This is a genomic window from Thalassospira sp. UBA1131, from assembly GCF_002311515.1.
Classification (GTDB): Bacteria; Pseudomonadota; Alphaproteobacteria; order Rhodospirillales; family Thalassospiraceae; genus Thalassospira.
This window is the reverse complement of sequence record NZ_DCAO01000059.1, coordinates 12,737-29,010: the sequence shown is the minus strand read 5'-3', so window position 1 is coordinate 29,010 and position 16,274 is coordinate 12,737. Positions and strand designations below refer to the sequence as shown.

16 protein-coding genes are annotated in these 16,274 nt (G+C 55.2%); 9 read left to right on the top strand and 7 right to left on the bottom strand.

Features of this window, described 5'->3' with window-relative positions; translation table 11 throughout:
* Positions 1-175 precede the first annotated feature (175 nt).
* Together B3Z49_RS08970 and B3Z49_RS08965 are read right to left on the bottom strand one after the other, a co-directional pair.
* Positions 176-934 carry an SDR family NAD(P)-dependent oxidoreductase gene (locus B3Z49_RS08970; RefSeq protein WP_296990133.1) on the bottom strand — a complete coding sequence of 253 codons (759 nt, stop codon included), beginning with the start codon at positions 932-934 and terminating at the stop codon, positions 176-178.
* A gap of 132 nt (positions 935-1,066) precedes the next feature.
* Positions 1,067-1,483: an MAPEG family protein gene (locus B3Z49_RS08965; protein WP_296990131.1), complete on the bottom strand. Its 417-nt coding sequence runs from the start codon at positions 1,481-1,483 to the stop codon at positions 1,067-1,069.
* Positions 1,484-1,763: 280 nt separating this feature from the next.
* On the opposite strand from B3Z49_RS08965, the gene B3Z49_RS08960 reads away from it, so the two are divergent.
* On the top strand, positions 1,764-4,217 hold the full coding sequence (locus B3Z49_RS08960; RefSeq protein ID WP_296990128.1) for a GcvT family protein: 2,454 nt from the start codon (positions 1,764-1,766) through the stop codon (positions 4,215-4,217).
* Between the two features lie 54 nt (positions 4,218-4,271).
* Here B3Z49_RS08960 and B3Z49_RS08955 read toward each other — a convergent pair whose 3' ends face one another.
* Both B3Z49_RS08955 and B3Z49_RS08950 read right to left on the bottom strand, forming a co-directional pair.
* On the bottom strand, positions 4,272-4,478 hold the full coding sequence (locus tag B3Z49_RS08955) for a helix-turn-helix domain-containing protein (protein ID WP_008892160.1): 207 nt from the start codon (positions 4,476-4,478) through the stop codon (positions 4,272-4,274).
* The gene (locus B3Z49_RS08950) at positions 4,478-5,032 is read right to left on the bottom strand and encodes a DUF2975 domain-containing protein (RefSeq protein ID WP_296990124.1); all 555 of its coding nucleotides are present in this window, start codon (positions 5,030-5,032) and stop codon (positions 4,478-4,480) included. Before B3Z49_RS08950 ends, B3Z49_RS08955 begins: the two co-directional genes overlap by 1 nt.
* A gap of 177 nt (positions 5,033-5,209) precedes the next feature.
* Between B3Z49_RS08950 and B3Z49_RS08945 the strand changes: the two genes are divergently transcribed.
* Complete coding sequence (locus B3Z49_RS08945) at positions 5,210-5,644, top strand: ArsR/SmtB family transcription factor (protein WP_296990121.1); 435 nt, start codon at positions 5,210-5,212, stop codon at positions 5,642-5,644.
* Positions 5,645-5,823: 179 nt separating this feature from the next.
* Positions 5,824-8,244: a heavy metal translocating P-type ATPase gene (locus B3Z49_RS08940; protein WP_296990118.1), complete on the top strand. Its 2,421-nt coding sequence runs from the start codon at positions 5,824-5,826 to the stop codon at positions 8,242-8,244.
* A gap of 81 nt (positions 8,245-8,325) precedes the next feature.
* Here B3Z49_RS08940 and B3Z49_RS08935 read toward each other — a convergent pair whose 3' ends face one another.
* Both B3Z49_RS08935 and B3Z49_RS08930 read right to left on the bottom strand, forming a co-directional pair.
* The gene (locus B3Z49_RS08935) at positions 8,326-9,237 is read right to left on the bottom strand and encodes a sugar kinase (RefSeq protein ID WP_296990115.1); all 912 of its coding nucleotides are present in this window, start codon (positions 9,235-9,237) and stop codon (positions 8,326-8,328) included.
* Between the two features lie 21 nt (positions 9,238-9,258).
* A complete protein-coding gene (locus tag B3Z49_RS08930; RefSeq protein WP_296990113.1) occupies positions 9,259-10,305 on the bottom strand; it encodes a D-TA family PLP-dependent enzyme in 1,047 nt (348 codons plus the stop codon).
* Between the two features lie 172 nt (positions 10,306-10,477).
* Between B3Z49_RS08930 and B3Z49_RS08925 the strand changes: the two genes are divergently transcribed.
* The 6 genes from B3Z49_RS08925 to B3Z49_RS08900 are packed head-to-tail and all read left to right on the top strand — an operon-like array spanning position 10,478 to position 14,668.
* Entirely contained in the window at positions 10,478-11,326 is an 849-nt protein-coding gene (locus B3Z49_RS08925) for a transporter substrate-binding domain-containing protein (protein ID WP_064782283.1), read from the top strand.
* A gap of 27 nt (positions 11,327-11,353) precedes the next feature.
* Positions 11,354-12,016 (top strand): amino acid ABC transporter permease, encoded by a 663-nt coding sequence (locus B3Z49_RS08920; protein ID WP_064782282.1) that lies wholly within the window; start codon positions 11,354-11,356, stop codon positions 12,014-12,016.
* A gap of 11 nt (positions 12,017-12,027) precedes the next feature.
* The gene (locus tag B3Z49_RS08915) at positions 12,028-12,687 is read left to right on the top strand and encodes an amino acid ABC transporter permease (RefSeq protein ID WP_064782281.1); all 660 of its coding nucleotides are present in this window, start codon (positions 12,028-12,030) and stop codon (positions 12,685-12,687) included.
* A 10-nt stretch (positions 12,688-12,697) separates the two neighbouring features.
* On the top strand, positions 12,698-13,462 hold the full coding sequence (locus tag B3Z49_RS08910; protein ID WP_008892151.1) for an amino acid ABC transporter ATP-binding protein: 765 nt from the start codon (positions 12,698-12,700) through the stop codon (positions 13,460-13,462).
* Between the two features lie 19 nt (positions 13,463-13,481).
* Positions 13,482-13,868 (top strand): RidA family protein, encoded by a 387-nt coding sequence (locus tag B3Z49_RS08905; RefSeq protein ID WP_296990105.1) that lies wholly within the window; start codon positions 13,482-13,484, stop codon positions 13,866-13,868.
* A 41-nt stretch (positions 13,869-13,909) separates the two neighbouring features.
* A complete protein-coding gene (locus B3Z49_RS08900) occupies positions 13,910-14,668 on the top strand; it encodes an IclR family transcriptional regulator (RefSeq protein ID WP_296990102.1) in 759 nt (252 codons plus the stop codon).
* 457 nt (positions 14,669-15,125) lie between these two features.
* On the opposite strand, the gene B3Z49_RS08895 is transcribed toward B3Z49_RS08900, so the two are convergent.
* The gene (locus tag B3Z49_RS08895; RefSeq protein WP_296990101.1) at positions 15,126-16,265 is read right to left on the bottom strand and encodes a DUF1513 domain-containing protein; all 1,140 of its coding nucleotides are present in this window, start codon (positions 16,263-16,265) and stop codon (positions 15,126-15,128) included.
* Between the last annotated feature and the right edge of the window lie 9 nt (positions 16,266-16,274).

Genomic DNA, 16,274 nt, shown 5'->3' with positions numbered 1-16,274 from the left:
TGCTTTTGAGCTAGTTCGAGCCCGGCCCCTCCGACCCGCAGTCGCCAGTTGAATTACATGCATTTGACAAAGCCTGCTGTACGCTGCGCTGCCAGTTGAAGGTCAGGCAGGATGACAGGGCCAACATGGCGGTCAACGCTATGATCAGGCGGAGCGGGCGCATGGTAGGCGGCCTTTACTCTCTGCGAAGGGCGGGTAGGCCAACACCGGTGGTTTCAAACCCGCCGTCGGCGGCAACGATCTGGCCGGTGACAAAGCTTGCCTTGTCAGAACACAGGAAGTGTATCACTTCGGCAATTTCGTTCTCGGTGCCATAGCGGCCCAGCGGCATCGCGTCGAGATAGGCCGAGATGATTTCTGGCGAATGCACGGCCATGGCGAGTTTGGTTTTGACCGGTCCGGGGCAAACACAATTAGCGCGGATGCCATATTCGCCAAGTTCGGCGGCCTGCTGTTTGGTCATGTGAATGACCGCGGCCTTTGACGTGCCATAGGCCACGCGGAGCGTCGATGCCCGAAGGCCGGAGATCGAGCCGATATTGACAATCGTACCCTTGGTTTCCTTGAGTGCTGGTATGGTCGCCTGCGAAACAAGGAACACGCCATCAAGGTTGGTTTCCATGATCCGGCGCCAGGTGGCGAAGCTTGTTTCCTCGACCGGCAGGAAGTCGGCAACACCGGCATTGTTTACGACTGCATCAAGCCGCCCGAAGGCCGAAAGCACGGCATCCACCATCTGGTCAACCTGTGCGGGGTCGGAGACGTCATATTCAAAGGGCGAAGCCGCATCCGACACAGTTTTTGACGCAGCGTCCAGTTCCGGACCGTCGCGATCAATCATGGCGACCTTCCAGCCCTGATCGATAAACAGTTTGGTGGTGGCAAGTCCAATCCCGCGTGCGGCCCCGGTGACCAGTGCGACTTTCTGCGTCATGTAAAACGTCCTTTCCTGAACCATTCCCTGTTGCCACTGCTTTGTGCACGGCATTATTGGCGTTCATTAAGGCAAAACTCACAGCGCCCGGCAAGCGCGCGATCAATCAAGGATGTAAATGATCGCTTCGACCTAGGCCAAAAACAGTTGGGACGCGTAAACCAGCATCGAAAACAGGCTAACAAAATAGGCGATGGATCGAATGCCATTGATCCCCGAAACGCGCGTAATGCCGGCAAGATAGAAGCTGGCATGCGCGATGCGCGCCGCAAGGAATATGGCAGCACACGCAACGGTAACAGTATTGGAGATACTGATGGCATGTGCGGTCAGCACGATAATCGCAAAGGGAACAAGGTTTTCCAGATGGTTCTGATGGGCGCGTGCCCCGCGTGCGGCCATTCCGGTGCGTTCTGGCAGGGAATCACGGTTGCCCATGAGGCGCTTGCCACCGACACCGGGCTGCTTGGCGTAGGCATAGTTATAGGCCCATGGGAAAGCCAGGCAGAGAAACGCATTGAGAACCAGAATGGTTAATTCGTAAGTCACTGGAAATCCTGATTTTGAGAACGGTATCTGACTTACGTTGTCAAAACATCTGGTAGATCAGTTATGGCGGCTTTTAAACCGTGATAAATAAACGGTTTGTTGGTGCCAGTTGGCTGCATTTTATAGAGCCAAGCCATCTTTTGGCTCCATGTCCCCTTGTCGCGATGAAGCTTGTTGTCTAGCGTCAGGGGAACAACAGGAGCATCCGCGTTCCACACAGGGATGCCATCCGATCAGGAAACCGTCCGGTAGTCCTTCAGTGCATTTCGTGTAAGGGGTTATGGCATTGGCAAATATTCAGGACAAGGCCCGTGTGGTCATTATCGGCGGTGGTGTGATTGGTTGTTCGGTGGCCTATCACCTGACCAAATTGGGCTGGAAAGATGTTGTCTTGCTTGAACGCAAGGAACTGACATCGGGCACCACGTGGCACGCGGCGGGCCTGATTGCCCAGTTGCGCGCAACCGCCAACATGACCCGCCTTGCCAAGTACTCCCAGGAACTATACGGCACGCTTGAAGACGAAACCGGGGTCGCCACAGGCTTCAAACGCGTTGGTGCCATCACCGTCGCCCTGACGGAGGATCGGAAGGAAGAATTGTTCCGCCAATCCGCGATGGCACGTGCCTTCGGGGTGGAGATCGAAGAAATATCACCCGCCGAGGTCGGGGAACGCTACCCGCATGTCAATCTGGATGGGGTGACAGCAGGCGTGTATTTGCCCAAGGACGGGCAGGGTGATCCGGGCAATATTGCGCTGTCACTGGCGCGCGGTGCGACCAAACGCGGGGCGAAAATTCATAGCCGCACCAAAGTCACCGGTATGCGCAAACAGGGATCGCGCATCACAGCCGTTTCGTGGCAATCCGAGGATGGTGATCAGGGTGAAATTGCCTGCGATATGGTGGTCAACTGTGCGGGCATGTGGGCGCGTGATGTTGGCAAGATGGCCGGTGTGAATGTGCCGTTGCATGCGTGCGAGCATTATTACATCGTCACCGATAGCGTTCCGGATTTGGGTGATTTGCCGGTTCTGCGCGTGCCTGATGAGTGCGCCTATTACAAGGAAGATGCCGGTAAGATTCTTCTGGGCATGTTTGAGCCCAGGGCAAAGCCATGGGGGATGGATGGCATTCCCGACAGTTTCGACTTTGATGAACTGCCACCCGATTTCGAACATTTTGAACCGATCCTTGAAATGGCGATCAATCGCCTGCCGCTGTTGGGGCAAATCGGCATTCATACGTTCTTTAATGGACCTGAAAGCTTTACGCCCGATGACGCCTATCACCTTGGTTTGGTACCGGGCATGGATAATGTTTGGGTCGCGGCCGGGTTCAATTCCATCGGCATTCAATCGGCCGGTGGGGCCGGGATGGCGTTGGCGCAATGGATGGAAGACGGCGAAAAGCCGTTCGATCTTGGCGATGTCGATATCGCACGCATGCAGCCATTTCAGGGCAACAAGACCTATCTGACGGAACGTGTTTCAGAAACATTGGGCTTGCTGTATGCCGATCATTATCCGTTCCGGCAAAAGGCAACATCACGCGGCATTCGTCGCTCGCCCCTGCATGAACACCTTGCAAAGAACGGCGCGGTCTTTGGTGAGCTCGCAGGGTGGGAGCGTGCAAACTGGTTCGCCAATGACGGTCAGAAATCGGAATATGAATATAGCTGGAAACGCCCCAACTGGTTTGACAATGCCAAGGCAGAGCATTTGGCAATCCGAGCCGGTGTGGGCCTTTATGACATGTCGTCCTTTGGCAAAATCCGCGTTGAAGGCCCGGATGCGACGGCCTTCCTGAACTATGTCAGCGGTGGGGAGATGGACGTGCCGGTTGGCAAGATTGTCTATACCCAGTTCCTCAATGCGCGGGGCGGGATAGAGGCGGACGTGACCATCACACGCCTGTCGGAGCTTGCTTATCTGGTGGTCACACCGGCCGCAACGCGACTGGCCGATGAGACATGGATGCGTCGCCATGTTGACGATCATATGGTTGTCATCACTGATGTCACGGCGGGTGAGGCGGTTCTGGCCGTTATGGGGCCGAAGTCACGTGATCTGTTGGCTTCCGTATCGCCCAACGATTTCTCAAACGCGGCCAATCCGTTTGGCACAGCACAGGAAATCGAAATCGGCATGGGGATCGCGCGTGCTCATCGTGTTTCCTATGTCGGGGAACTCGGATGGGAAATCTATGTCAGTTCCGACATGGTCGCCCATGTGTTTGAAACACTGCTGGCGGCTGGCGAAGACCTTGGCCTGAAATTGTGTGGCCTGCATATGATGGATGGGTGCCGGATCGAAAAGGGCTTTCGTCACTTTGGACATGACATCACCTGCGAGGATCATGTGCTTGAAGCCGGGCTTGGCTTTGCGGTTAAAACCGACAAGCCGGATTTCATTGGCCGAGATGCAGTGCTTGCCAAGCGTGAAAGTGGTTTGACGCGTAGGATAGTGCAATTCCGCCTGAATGATCCTGAACCGCTTCTGTTCCATAACGAACCGATCCTGCGCGATGGCAAGATCGTCGGTCATCTGACATCGGGGGCCTATGGCTATCATGTCGGCGTGGCTGTCGGGATGGGCTATATTGGATGCGAGGGCCAGACGGCCAGTGATATTCTGGCGTCAAGTTACAGCATTGATGTCGCTGGAACAGTGGTTGGTGCTCAGGCGTCTCTGCGCCCGTTCTACGACCCGTCCGGGGATCGGATGAAGTCGTAAAAGCGGGCGAAATGCCATGGTTCTCGTGCTCTGCTCGCTTGCATTGGCCAGGCACTAGTCTGGTTGAAACTCCAGAAGATCACCGGGTTGGCAATCAAGCTCCTTGCAAATGGCCGACAGCGTTTCAAATCGCACACCGCGGACTTTGCCGGATTTCAAAAGCGACAGGTTTTGTTCGCTGATACCGATCCGTGCGGCGAGGTCCTTTGACTTCATCTTGCGGGTAGCCAGCATGACGTCCAGCCGAACGATAATGGCCATTAGACGAAGCTCCGATTTTCGTCATCAATGCGGGCGGCTTCGCCCAGCACCCAGGCAATGACGATGATCAGCCCGCCCAGGAACAGCGTGCTGGCCTCGGCATTGCTAAGTCCGATCGACAGAACCCGTTCACCCGCAGGACGGTGAAAAGTCGCAAGGACCGAGGTGGCAGCACCGGTTAGCGGTTTGATCAGGGTTTGCGCCAGAAGGGCAATACCAAACGCCTTGAGGTGCCTGATGGGTTCAGGCTGGAAAATGGTGTTATGAGCGAAGGCGCCAAACATCTTGCGCAAGCGATACAGGCCATAGGCCAGAACAAGTGACGGGATCATCATCACCGCCATGGTGGCGTATTTCTGCCAGCCTGAAAGCGCATGAAGATCGTCAAGGCTGACGGTCATTTGACTGGTGCTGGCTTCAACCCAGCCCGGCGCATACCACACCAGTGGCACGACCAGGATCTGAAAAATGATGGCAATCGCACAGACCCAGTAAAGCAGGGTGCTGATGGCGCGTACATTCTTAAGCCTATCAGTGTGTTCGGTGGAGGGCATCTGTGGGGCTCCTGAATAGGGAAATTCCGTATTAAGTTATAAAATTCATGTAAAACATGAATAATTCATCGAAATAAGTCAATTCGGTTTATTTCTGGCCTGCCGAAAGCGACGGCGGTATAGGCGAATTTTTATGTGTTGCTTGCCTTGTGCGGGCAGGCGTGGAAAATAGTTCCCATGTCAGAAAGCAAAACAAAACCTCGCACGCTCGTTCCCGCGACTGATCCTGATGACTGTCAGGAATGTGATGCGGCTGCCCGCCTTGGTCTGAGCACCGAGCAGGGCGAAGCCGTCACCCGCGATGCATCGCGGGCCGTTGGCGCAAATTTGGCTTTGCCTGATGTCGAGGCGGCAGCGAAAATCTTTTCCCTATTGGGGGATGCTGGGCGGCTTCAACTTGTTTTGCGCTGCATGGAAAAGCCGCAAACCGTCTCCGAGCTTGCCGATGCGACCGAGATGTCGCAATCGCTGTGCAGTCATCATTTGCGCCACTTGCGCGATCAGCGGATTCTGGCATCAGAACGGCGCGGCAGGCATATTTTCTATCAGATTGATGATGAACATATCTCGTGCGTGGTGCGCGATGTGTTTGCGCATGTGACGCACGACTAATTCTATTTCGGTTGTGAATTCAATATCTTGACGTGCTGTATCGCCGGGAATGGCCCGGTGGCATTTCTGTGTGCAATTCCCATATTCAAATGACGGTTTGAATGTGGTTGACAGCAGGACATATGAACCATATTTTGAATATAACATATGAACAGAAATTTGATCGTAAGAGGCCTTGAATGTCTTTCGTCGCCAAATGGGATGACCTGCCAGCCATCGGCAATTGCACGCAATGCCGTGATACGCTGATTGATGCCCTGAACAAGGCCGTACCTGATCACGGCTTTGTCAGTGATGTACATGGCATTTCGGCCGCCGCCCCGATCAGTCAGGCCGACGACGAGAAAATGCGTGAAGTCCTGCGTCAGCATGGCGGCGCTGTGAACCACTACCATTGGCAAGTGGCCGGCATGGATTGCGGGTCATGTGTTGCCAAGATCGAAACCGCCCTTGGCAAGTTCGAGGGCGTTTCATGCATCGATGTATCGATGATGCGCGAAACCGTGACGCTTGGTATTGATGCTGCCCACGATGAAACCCGTTCAGACATCACCAAAACCCTAAATAAGCTCGGATATCCGGCGCAGGAAAAGAACGCCCCGGGGGCTGCAAAGGCAAGCGGATCGTCTTGCTGTGCCAATAGCAGTTGCGGCTCGAGTACCGCCAATGATGGGGTATCGAATTCCGCAGATGACGCGCAAAATGCACCCAAACAAAGCCTTCTGCACCGTTTTGCGCCATGGTCCTCGGAAAATGACGAAATCGCCTTTGCCGCCATTTGCCTTACACTCGGCGGGCTGGTTGGTGCGATCTTGCCGGTGACGTTGCCATACGCCATGTCGGTGGCATCGCTTTTGGCAGCATTGCCCGTGATGAAAAAGGCTGCGCGGTTGGCGCAAAGCGGGGCGGTGTTTTCGATCGAGCTTTTGATGTCGGTTGCCGTGATTGGTGCAGTCGCGATTGGTGAAAGCCTTGAGGCCGGGATGGTCGTCTTGCTGTTTGCCATTGGCGAGCGACTTGAAGGTGTGGCGGCCGGACGGGCCAGAAGCGGGGTAAAGGCGCTGATGAAGCTTACCCCGGAACAGGCACGGCGTGTTGTTGATGCCGGTTTTGAGACCGTGACGCCGCGTGATCTGGTTATTGACGACATCATCGAAGTCCGCCCGGGCGAACGGGTGCCATCTGATGGCGTGATTGAAAGTGGTGTGGCCGAGATTGATAACAGCCACCTGACGGGTGAGTCGGTGCCGGTCTATAGCGACACTGGCACAGATGTTTTTGCCGGTGCGATTGTCACCGACAGTCCGGTCCGCATTCGTGTGACCCGTGCGGCGGGTCAAACCATGCTGGACCGCGTGATTGAGCTGGTCGAGCAAAGCGAAAAGCACAAGGCACCAGTCGAACGCTTTGTTGCCAAGTTTGCCCGCATCTACACCCCGATCATCATGGGGCTGGCACTTGCCACCGTCGTGATCCCGCCGCTGTTGTTCGGGCAGGCCTGGGAAGAATGGATTTATCGCGGTCTGGCCCTGCTTCTGATTGGCTGTCCTTGCGCCCTGGTGATCTCCACCCCGGCGGCGGTCACCTCGGCCCTGGCACGCGCGACCAGGATCGGCCTTCTGGTCAAGGGTGGGGCTGCGCTGGAGCTGATCGGGGCTGTGCGCACCATGGCGTTTGACAAAACCGGTACGCTGACCGAAGGCAAGCCGAAACTAAGCGCAATCAAAACAGCCGATGGTTATGGCGAAAATGGCATTCTGACGATTGCCGCAGCCCTTGAGGCTGTCACATCGCACCCACTGGCGCGTGCTGTCGTCACGGCCGCCGAAAACCGCAATCTTGATCTGCCTGTGGTCGAACAGGCCAGAACCATTGCCGGTGCCGGTGTCGAAGGCCGCATCGACGGGGCGCTGTATCAGGTGGGTGCCGCCAAACGTCTGAAAGGTATGCCGGATGGTGAAATTGGCGATTGGCTGACTACGCAAGAAGATGAAGGCAGTACTGCCGTCGTGATCCTGAAAGACGGGCAGGTAATCGGTGCCCTAGCCTTGCGCGACGTTGCACGCAGTGACGCGAAGAACGCACTTGGCGAACTTAACAGGCTTAACATCACGCCGGTGATGTTGACGGGCGATGCGGATCGGGTTGCCAAACGCATGGCCGCAGAGCTTGGCATGGAGTATCGCGCCGAACTGATGCCCGAAGACAAACTGAATGCCTTGGCAGAACTGCGGGATGATCCGAAAAGATCCGGTCCGGTGGCGATGGTCGGTGACGGCATCAACGATGCCCCGGCACTGAAATCCGCCGATGTGGGGATCGCGATTGGCGGGGGCACGGATATCGCCCTTGAGGCCGCCGATGCGGTGGCGGTCAAGGACCGGCTGGGTGATGTGGTCAATCTGGTAAAGCTGTCACGTGCGGCACGCCGGGTGATCCGTGAAAACATCACGATTGCATTGGGGCTTAAGGCGGTCTTTCTGGTGACATCGATCACCGGCCTAACCGGTCTTTGGCTTGCTGTTCTGGCCGACACCGGGGCGACGGTTCTGGTGACAATCAATTCGCTGAGATTGTTGATCGCCTTGCGAAAGGCATAGGTCACGAAGCACACAAGCAACAACAAATAAAGCCCGGCGTGATGCCGGGCTTTGTGCTGTGACAATGGTTTGTTTCGGCGCTTAAAGGTCTGCCATCATCTCGGCTGGTATAATCGCCCCGCGATGGGTGATGACCTTGCTGGCAAGCTTGTGTCCAGCAAGCGTTGCTGTCAGGCCGTCCTGTCCCTTGAGCAAGCCTGCCATGAAGCCTGCGTTAAAGCTGTCACCGGCGGCCGTCGTATCAATCGGGGTGACCGGTTCCGGGATCGGGACATGGTGAGTTTCCCCACCTTCATAAAGCAGGCAACCTCGCTCCCCCTGTTTGACGACAATCAGGGCAGGGCTCAGCTTGGCAATCCGGCTTACGGTGTCTTGCGCCGTTTTATCACCCCAAAGAAGCTGTTCGTCATCAAATGTCGGCATCATGACATCGGCAAGGGCGGTGATGCGGGCGTATGTCTCGCGCGCCTGTTCTTCTTTGCCAGACCAAAGCTTGGGCCGGAAATTGCCATCAAAGGCAATCTTGCCGCCCTTGTCTTTGTGGGCCTGAAGGGTCTGAAACAGAAGCGTGGTGTCGTCTTCCAGCACATGCAGGCTGATCCCGGAAAGATACAGCCACGGCGCATCTTCAAGTGCGTTTAGGTAGGCCGGGCTTGCCAGTGAAATCGTCTGGCGTGCGGCGGACTGATTGCGCCAGTAGTGGAAAAAGCGTTCGCCATCCGCCCGGTTGGTGATCGAATAAAGTCCGGTGTTTGCCTGATCCGTGCTTATCAGGAACGCATCACTGACGCGGTTGTCTTTTAGCACAGACCGGATCTGCTCACCAAACGGGTCCTCGCCGACGGCAGAGGCAAAGGCGCACTTGATCCCAAGGCGACCAAGATAGACCGCAGTATTAAACGTATCACCACCAACCTTGACGCTGGCGTTTCCTGCCGGGTCGAACGAAATCTCGCCCATGGCCTCGCCAATGCAAATGACATCAACAGACATCACAAAACTCCCTGATGCGGATTAACGCAGCATGCCGCGTGCGGCGACCGGCATTTCTGTCATTTCGCCGTTCTGATCCTTGATCCAGACGGTCGGAAACAGGTTGGTCACGACGCAGATGTGATTGGGGATAATCGAAATCACGTCACCAACTGCCGGGTCCCAATCGCTGTCACCAAGCTCAATGATGCCGTGTTCTTCGGACAGGCCGACAATTGATGCGTCCGGTGCCTCCCGAACCATGCCAAAGCCCTCCAGGCCCAGGAGGTCGGAACTCAGCGCCTTTGATCCTGCATCGATGATGGCACGGGTTTTCGTCGGGCGGGAAACCACGGTGGTCTTAACAACCGCGGCACAGTTTTCAACGCCACATGCACCGCGCGCAATCAGGGAACGGTCATTGTAAATATAGGTCCCGGCGCGGTGTTCAGTTGCGTGATTGAATGCAGGCAGGGCGTCCAGGTTTGGCGTGCCACCGGTCGAAACAACCGGGCAGGGGAGCCCTGCGTCCTCAAGGCGTTGTTTGGCATCACTCAGCCATTTGTCGACATTGTCTGCGTGATCCATTGGCGGATAGGTCATGAGCCCGCCAAATCGCAGTCCGGGCAGCTCATTGATCCTTGATGCCAGTTCAGCGGCGTCAGTTGGGCTTTGCACGCCACACCGTCCGGCACCGGTGTCGCATTCTACAAGCACGGTCAATTCGGCTTCTTCATTGGCAAAGCGCGCCGATAAACCCTTTGCGACGGTCAGGTTGTCGCAGGTGACCGACAGTTTGCATTTGCGCGCCAGTGCCGCCAACCGATCAAGTTTGGCAGCACCGATGACGTTGTAGGTCAGCAATATGTCGCGGAGTCCGCCCTCAACCATAACCTCGGCCTCGCCAATCTTCTGGCAGGTGATGCCGATCGCCCCGGCCTCAATCTGTCGTTTGGCAAAAAACGGCAGTTTGTGCGTCTTGATATGCGGGCGTGTCTTAAGGCCCGCCGCATCGGCAAGGTTTTGGAAACGCGCAATGTTTTCGTCAACGACGGGGAGGTCAATCACAAGGCAGGGGGTGTCGAGCATGCTGGTTCCTGATTGGTTTGAGGTTGGCGCTCTCAGCTTTTTGCAAAACGAAATTGACATATCTTGAACGCCGCTGCTAGGGTAAATCCGAAATAACGGGATATGTTCCGTTATAACGGAAAAACAAAAAACGATCCAAGAATGTGTGGCTCATTTGAAAGTGGAGACAAAAATGGCATTTCTTAAAACTCTGGCGGTCGCAACTGTCATGACCGCGACGGCGGCTTCGGCACTCGGTACTGCATCCGCCCAGGAAACAAGCAAACTTCAGCAGGTCCTTGATCGCGGCTATCTGGTCCTTGGGACCGGGTCGACCAACCCGCCGTGGCACTTTGTTGATTCAGACAATAAGCTCAAAGGTTTTGACGTTGATATGGGCCGCCTTGTGGCCAAGGCCCTGTTTGGCGACCCGGACAAGATCGAGTATGTCCAGCAGTCGGGCGACGCTCGTATTCCGAACCTCGTCACCGACAAGGTCGATATGGCCTGCCAGTTCATGACGGTCACGGCCGAACGTGCCCAGCAGATCGAATTCACCATTCCCTACTATCGCGAAGGTGTTGGTCTTTTGCTGATGGCAAACGGTGACTACGCCGATTATGACGCGCTGAAAGAAGGTGGCGATGATGTCACTGTCGCAGTTCTGCAGAACGTCTATGCCGAAGAAATGGTACACGCGGCCCTGCCGGAAGCCGAAGTTGATCAGTATGACAGCGTTGATCTGATGTATCAGGCGCTTAATTCCGGTCGTGCCGAAGCCGCCGCAACCGATCAGTCTGCGCTTCGCTGGTTCATGGTTCAGAACCCGGATCGTTACACGGATGCTGGCTATGCCTGGAACCCGCAAAGCTATTCGTGCGGTGTAAAACCGGGCGATCAGCGTTGGTTGAACTTCGTCAATACCGTCCTGCATGAAGGCATGACCGGTGTTGAATTCCCGTTCTATGCTGAAAGCTTCAAAACCTGGTTTGGTGAAGAGCTCGAAACGCCGAAAATCGGCTTCCCTGTCGAGTACAAGTAATCAACGCAAGCATTCGGGAATTCCGCTTTGAATTACGATTTCAACTTTGACGTCATCTGGCGTAACTGGGATCTCCTCGCAGAGGGGCTTGGGCTGGGGCTGTTTCTGGCCATTGTCTCGATTGCGATTGGATGCGGGATCGGCCTTCTGGCGGCGTTCGGGATGCTTTCGCGCCACAGAACCTTGCGCTGGATCGCGGTGGCTTATGTCTCCGCGATCCGCAATACCCCGATCCTTGTTCTTATTCTGTTTTGCTATTTCGCGCTTCCACAACTGGGTATCGCGTTGGACAAAATATCGTCCTTTGTCTTTACGCTTTCGATCTATGCCGGGGCCTATTTGGCCGAAGTATTCCGGTCCGGTCTGGTCGCGTTGCCCAAGGGATTGCGCGAAGCCGGCCTTGCGATTGGTCTGACGGAATTCAAGATCAAGACCAACATCATCATTCCGGTGATGTTTCGAAATGTTCTGCCGTCACTTTCAAACAACTTCATTTCGCTGTTCAAGGACACTTCCCTTGCCGCCGCCATTGCGGTGCCGGAGCTGACCTTTTATGCGCGCAAAATCAATGTCGAGAGCTTCCGTGTGATTGAAACATGGATGGTCGCGTCAATGATCTATGTGGTTGCCTGTTATGTGATTGCGGCTCTGCTGCGCCGTCTTGAACTGCGCCTTGCAGTTCCACGCTAAAGGGGTATCAGATGAATTTCTCTCTTTTCCTGACAGAATTGTGGAACGCACGGCTAAGCCTGCTTTCGGGACTGGGTGACACAATCCTGATTTCGGTTGCCTCGGTTATTCTGGGATCAGTCCTTGGTGTGTTCGTTGGTTTGGCGATGACATATGGCGCGAAGTGGCTCCGCTTTGTTGTCCGGCTGTATATCGACTTTCTGCGCGGAACGCCGGTCTTTGTTCTGATTTTGGCCTGCTTCTACATCCTTTCGGTTGTCGGTCTTGACCTGACGGCGTTTCAGGCCGGTGTTTTGGCACTGACGCTGTTTTGTTCATCCCATGTTGGTGAAATCGTCCGCGGGGCATTGTCCGCCATTCCGCAAGGCCAGACCGAAGCTGCCAAATCGGTCGGTCTGACATTCGGGCAAACCTTTGTTTATGTGCTACTGCCCCAGGCTCTGCGCCAGATCCTGCCAACCTGGGTCAATACCGCGACCGAGATCGTCAAGGCATCGACGCTGCTTTCAATCATTGGCGTGGTGGAGCTTCTGCTTGCGACCCAGCAGGTCATCTCGCGCACCTATCTCAGCCTTGAGTTCTATCTCTTTGCGGGCTTTGTCTATTTCCTTTTGAACTTCGTGATCGAACAGGCTGGTCGTGCCGTCGAACGCCGCATTTCGATCCCATAAAGAGGCAATCATGTCCCCAATTTTGACTATTTCCGGCCTTCACAAAAGCTTTGGCAAGGTCGAAGTGCTTAAGGGCATCGACCTGACCATGCAGCAGGGCGATGTGGTTTCGCTGATCGGATCGTCCGGTTCGGGCAAGACCACGCTTTTGCGTTGTGTGAACCTTCTGGAAGATTTTGAGCAGGGCTCGATTGAACTGGCAGGTCAGTCTATCGGCTATAAACAGGACGGCGGACAGCGTCGCCGGCTGTCGGAACGTGAAATTGCCCGTCAACGTGCCATGACCGGCATGGCTTTTCAGCAGTTCAATCTTTTCCCGCATATGACGGCCATTCGCAACGTCATGCTTGGTTTGATCAAAACCAAGAAAATGCCGAAGGACGAAGCACGGGCAATTGCCGAAAAATGGCTTGAGCGCGTCGGTATGGGGCAGCGTCGCGATCACTATCCCGGCCAGCTTTCCGGTGGCCAGCAACAGCGCGTAGCTATCGCTCGTGCCATCGCGATGAACCCGCAAATCATGCTGTTTGACGAAGTGACTTCCGCACTTGATCCGGAACTGGTGGCCGAGGTGCTGGCAGTTGTTCGTGATCTGGCGAATGAGGGCATGACCATGTTGCTTGTGACGCACGAGATGCGGTTTGCGCGCGATGTTTCAAGCAAGGTCGTGTTCATGCATCAGGGGCGCATCCACGAAGAAGGCACGCCGGAACAAATTTTCGGTGCGCCGAAAACTGAACGTTTGCAGGGCTTCCTTGCAAATTCTGAATTTTAAGAACCAGGAGATATTTTTTATGAGCATTAAAAGACACGGTGTTGGCGAAGGTAAGGGCAACGGTCAGAAGGCATTGCCATTCGCCAAGGCCACCGAAGCCGATGGCTGGCTTTATGTGTCCGGACAAACTCCGATGCGCGATGGCGAAGTCGTCGGCAACGGCATCGTCGAACAGTCCCGCATCGCGATTGAGAATATGCTCAAAATCGTTGAAGATGCCGGTTACACTGCGGCTGACATCATGCGCATTGGTGTCTGGCTTGATGACGCGCGCGATTTCTGGTCATTCAATGGCGTGTTCGAGGAATATTTCGGCGAAAATCCTCCGGCACGTGCCTGCGTGCAATCCTCGATGGTTGTTGACTGTAAAGTAGAGGTCGACTGCATCGCCTTTCGTAAGGCATAACAGTCTACAACTATTGCACTAAGACGTTAAATGAGGGGTTTATGACGGAACAGCAGATACGAAAGCGCGCGCGCGGCATTGATCGTGCGTTCGATATTCTGGACCATCTGCGTGATGTCAGAACCTCTCAGCGTCCTGCCGAAATCGCCCAGGCTTTGTGCGCGCCGACCTCGACGGTTTACGATCTGATCGGCACGCTGATCGATCATGGCATGCTTGAAGTGACCGATGCCAATGGCTCGGTCTTTTTGGGGCGGCGGGTTTATTTCCTAGGCCTTGCCTATCGTGATTATTTCGACCTGACCCGGCAGGCGGCCGGGGTGCTTGATGAAATCACCGCAAGCACCAAGGAAACCTCCCAGTTTTGTATGCTGGATGGCAACAAGTATACCGTGGCCCTGCAACGCGAAGGCAGCCGCCCGTTTCGCATTTCTGCTGATGTCGGGGAACGGACTGCCATTCCGTGGACGGCGTCTGGTCGGCTTTTGCTGGGGCACCTGAGTGATCAGGAAATCCGCGATCTGATCCCGGCTGAGGACTTTATCCTGCCCGACGGGCGTCAAATGGATATTGCTGCCTATATCGCCGAAATCCGCCGCGCGCATGACGAACGCTTTTTCTCGTTCGACAGCATTGTGGATACCTTCACCCATTGCTTTGCCGCACCGGTCTATAATCAAAGCGGTATCTGTTCTGCCACGCTGTGTATCGTCGCCCCCAAGGACGATGCGCGTAAAAACTATGATTTCTATAAAAACGTGCTTCAGACAGCGGGCGACAAGCTTTCCAAAACCGTCTGAGCCCATCGGGCATCGGTCGATAAACACATCACCCGGATCAATCGTCCGGGTGTTTTTGTTTTTGCGTGTTGGTGTTGTTGTGGAATTTGGCCGGAAAAGAGAAAGCGGCGGTTATCGTTTCCCGCATCGATAACCACCGCTTTTCCACCTTGAGAGGCCTATGGGGAGAGAAGACCCATAGGTCTGAGAGACAAGCCGCTTGGGGACAAGTGCGAATGGGTTTCATTCGCGGGCTGTGTCGAGACCCGTTATAGGTAAGAAAAAACACCGACGCAAGTGAAAATCGTTCTCATTTGCGAAAAACTTTTGGTTGATGGATTTCTGATATAAATATCCCGACAAAAACAGTTGGTTAATCGTGGTGCTTATGCCCGGATTTCCGCGATTTTCAGATGTCGGAAATAGAAAAACCCGCAGCGTTTGTGCGGGTTTTGAATGGCTTTATCGTCGGGTTGTTTCAGGTAATAATCCGGCGTAAATGATTGTCCCAATGCTGCGATTTCAAGGAATCGTCGGGCAGTTCGACCCGCTTTCGGCGAATCGCATCCATCCGCCAACCATTGCCAAGGCCACTGGTGCCAACAAATTCACCGGCCCGATCCGTTGCGGCAAGGCCGCAGCCATCCGGGGCGGCGATATGGGTGAGGAAGTCATTGGTTTGCGCATCCCAGAAGGTCACAAGCCCGCCGCGCGGACAGGAAATGCCAAATACCTGGCCCGATGCATCAAATCGCACCGACCCGCAATATTGCCGCATGCGGTACTGAACGGTATCCGGGGCCTCAAGCGGGCGGATGTCTGATCCCGGTTGCCAGATGCCGACAAGTGGCACCTGATCGGTCAGATCGCCCTGATACTGGAAGCCAGCGGCAATCGTGCCGTTGGCGGACACATCAAGATGGCGGATCGAAAGTTTGTGCCAGTCATGTTTCAGCGCCGCCTGGTGAACAAGCTTGCCGTTGCTGCGATCAATGATCGACAGGTTGGGTTCCATCGAGCTGATATTAAGTGGTGTGCGTCCGTCCTGATCGGGATGGGTGTGCAATCCGCCATTGGCAATCACCAGATGTTCGCCATCCGGCATCAGATGCAATTCATGCGGACCGGTACCAAAGCTGTCAAACTCCGCCACCCGGCGATAGCCATCCTTGGCATCCCACACGGAAACAACCCCGCGGGCATGGTCAAAATCGTTTTCGGTGATGTAAAGATACCGACCATCATTGGAATAGATCGCATGGCCATAAAACCGGCGGTCTTCGGGGCAATGCAGTTTTGCGCGAACATCCCCGGTATGACGATCAAGGATCAGGCCATAAAGCCCCGGACGGCGTTCCACCGCGGCCACATCAACATGGTTGGGGCGCAGGCCAATATCATGGCCACGGCCGGGCAGAGTCTGTTCAAACAGGATTTTGCCCGAAGCATTAAACGCGCTGACATAATAGTCGCCATCATCCCCGGCGCTGGCGGAGATATAAACTGCGCGGTCTTCGGGGTTGGGCGTGGTTGCCGCACGGGCAAGGCCCACTGGCAAAAGGGTGAACGCCCCGCCAACACCCATGAGTTTCAGGAAGCTGCGACGTTGATATGCCATCTTTGATCT

What these genes read in the sequence shown, in the direction of transcription:
- B3Z49_RS08970 (WP_296990133.1), bottom strand. Translation starts at nt 934, where the DNA reads ATGACGCAGAAAGTCGCACTGGTCACCGGGGCCGCACGCGGGATTGGA.
- B3Z49_RS08960 (WP_296990128.1), top strand. Translation starts at nt 1,764, where the DNA reads ATGGCATTGGCAAATATTCAGGACAAGGCCCGTGTGGTCATTATCGGC.
- B3Z49_RS08955 (WP_008892160.1), bottom strand. Translation starts at nt 4,478, where the DNA reads ATGGCCATTATCGTTCGGCTGGACGTCATGCTGGCTACCCGCAAGATG.
- B3Z49_RS08950 (WP_296990124.1), bottom strand. Translation starts at nt 5,032, where the DNA reads ATGCCCTCCACCGAACACACTGATAGGCTTAAGAATGTACGCGCCATC.
- B3Z49_RS08945 (WP_296990121.1), top strand. Translation starts at nt 5,210, where the DNA reads ATGTCAGAAAGCAAAACAAAACCTCGCACGCTCGTTCCCGCGACTGAT.
- B3Z49_RS08940 (WP_296990118.1), top strand. Translation starts at nt 5,824, where the DNA reads ATGTCTTTCGTCGCCAAATGGGATGACCTGCCAGCCATCGGCAATTGC.
- B3Z49_RS08935 (WP_296990115.1), bottom strand. Translation starts at nt 9,237, where the DNA reads ATGTCTGTTGATGTCATTTGCATTGGCGAGGCCATGGGCGAGATTTCG.
- B3Z49_RS08930 (WP_296990113.1), bottom strand. Translation starts at nt 10,305, where the DNA reads ATGCTCGACACCCCCTGCCTTGTGATTGACCTCCCCGTCGTTGACGAA.
- B3Z49_RS08925 (WP_064782283.1), top strand. Translation starts at nt 10,478, where the DNA reads ATGGCATTTCTTAAAACTCTGGCGGTCGCAACTGTCATGACCGCGACG.
- B3Z49_RS08915 (WP_064782281.1), top strand. Translation starts at nt 12,028, where the DNA reads ATGAATTTCTCTCTTTTCCTGACAGAATTGTGGAACGCACGGCTAAGC.
- B3Z49_RS08910 (WP_008892151.1), top strand. Translation starts at nt 12,698, where the DNA reads ATGTCCCCAATTTTGACTATTTCCGGCCTTCACAAAAGCTTTGGCAAG.
- B3Z49_RS08905 (WP_296990105.1), top strand. Translation starts at nt 13,482, where the DNA reads ATGAGCATTAAAAGACACGGTGTTGGCGAAGGTAAGGGCAACGGTCAG.
- B3Z49_RS08900 (WP_296990102.1), top strand. Translation starts at nt 13,910, where the DNA reads ATGACGGAACAGCAGATACGAAAGCGCGCGCGCGGCATTGATCGTGCG.
- B3Z49_RS08895 (WP_296990101.1), bottom strand. Translation starts at nt 16,265, where the DNA reads ATGGCATATCAACGTCGCAGCTTCCTGAAACTCATGGGTGTTGGCGGG.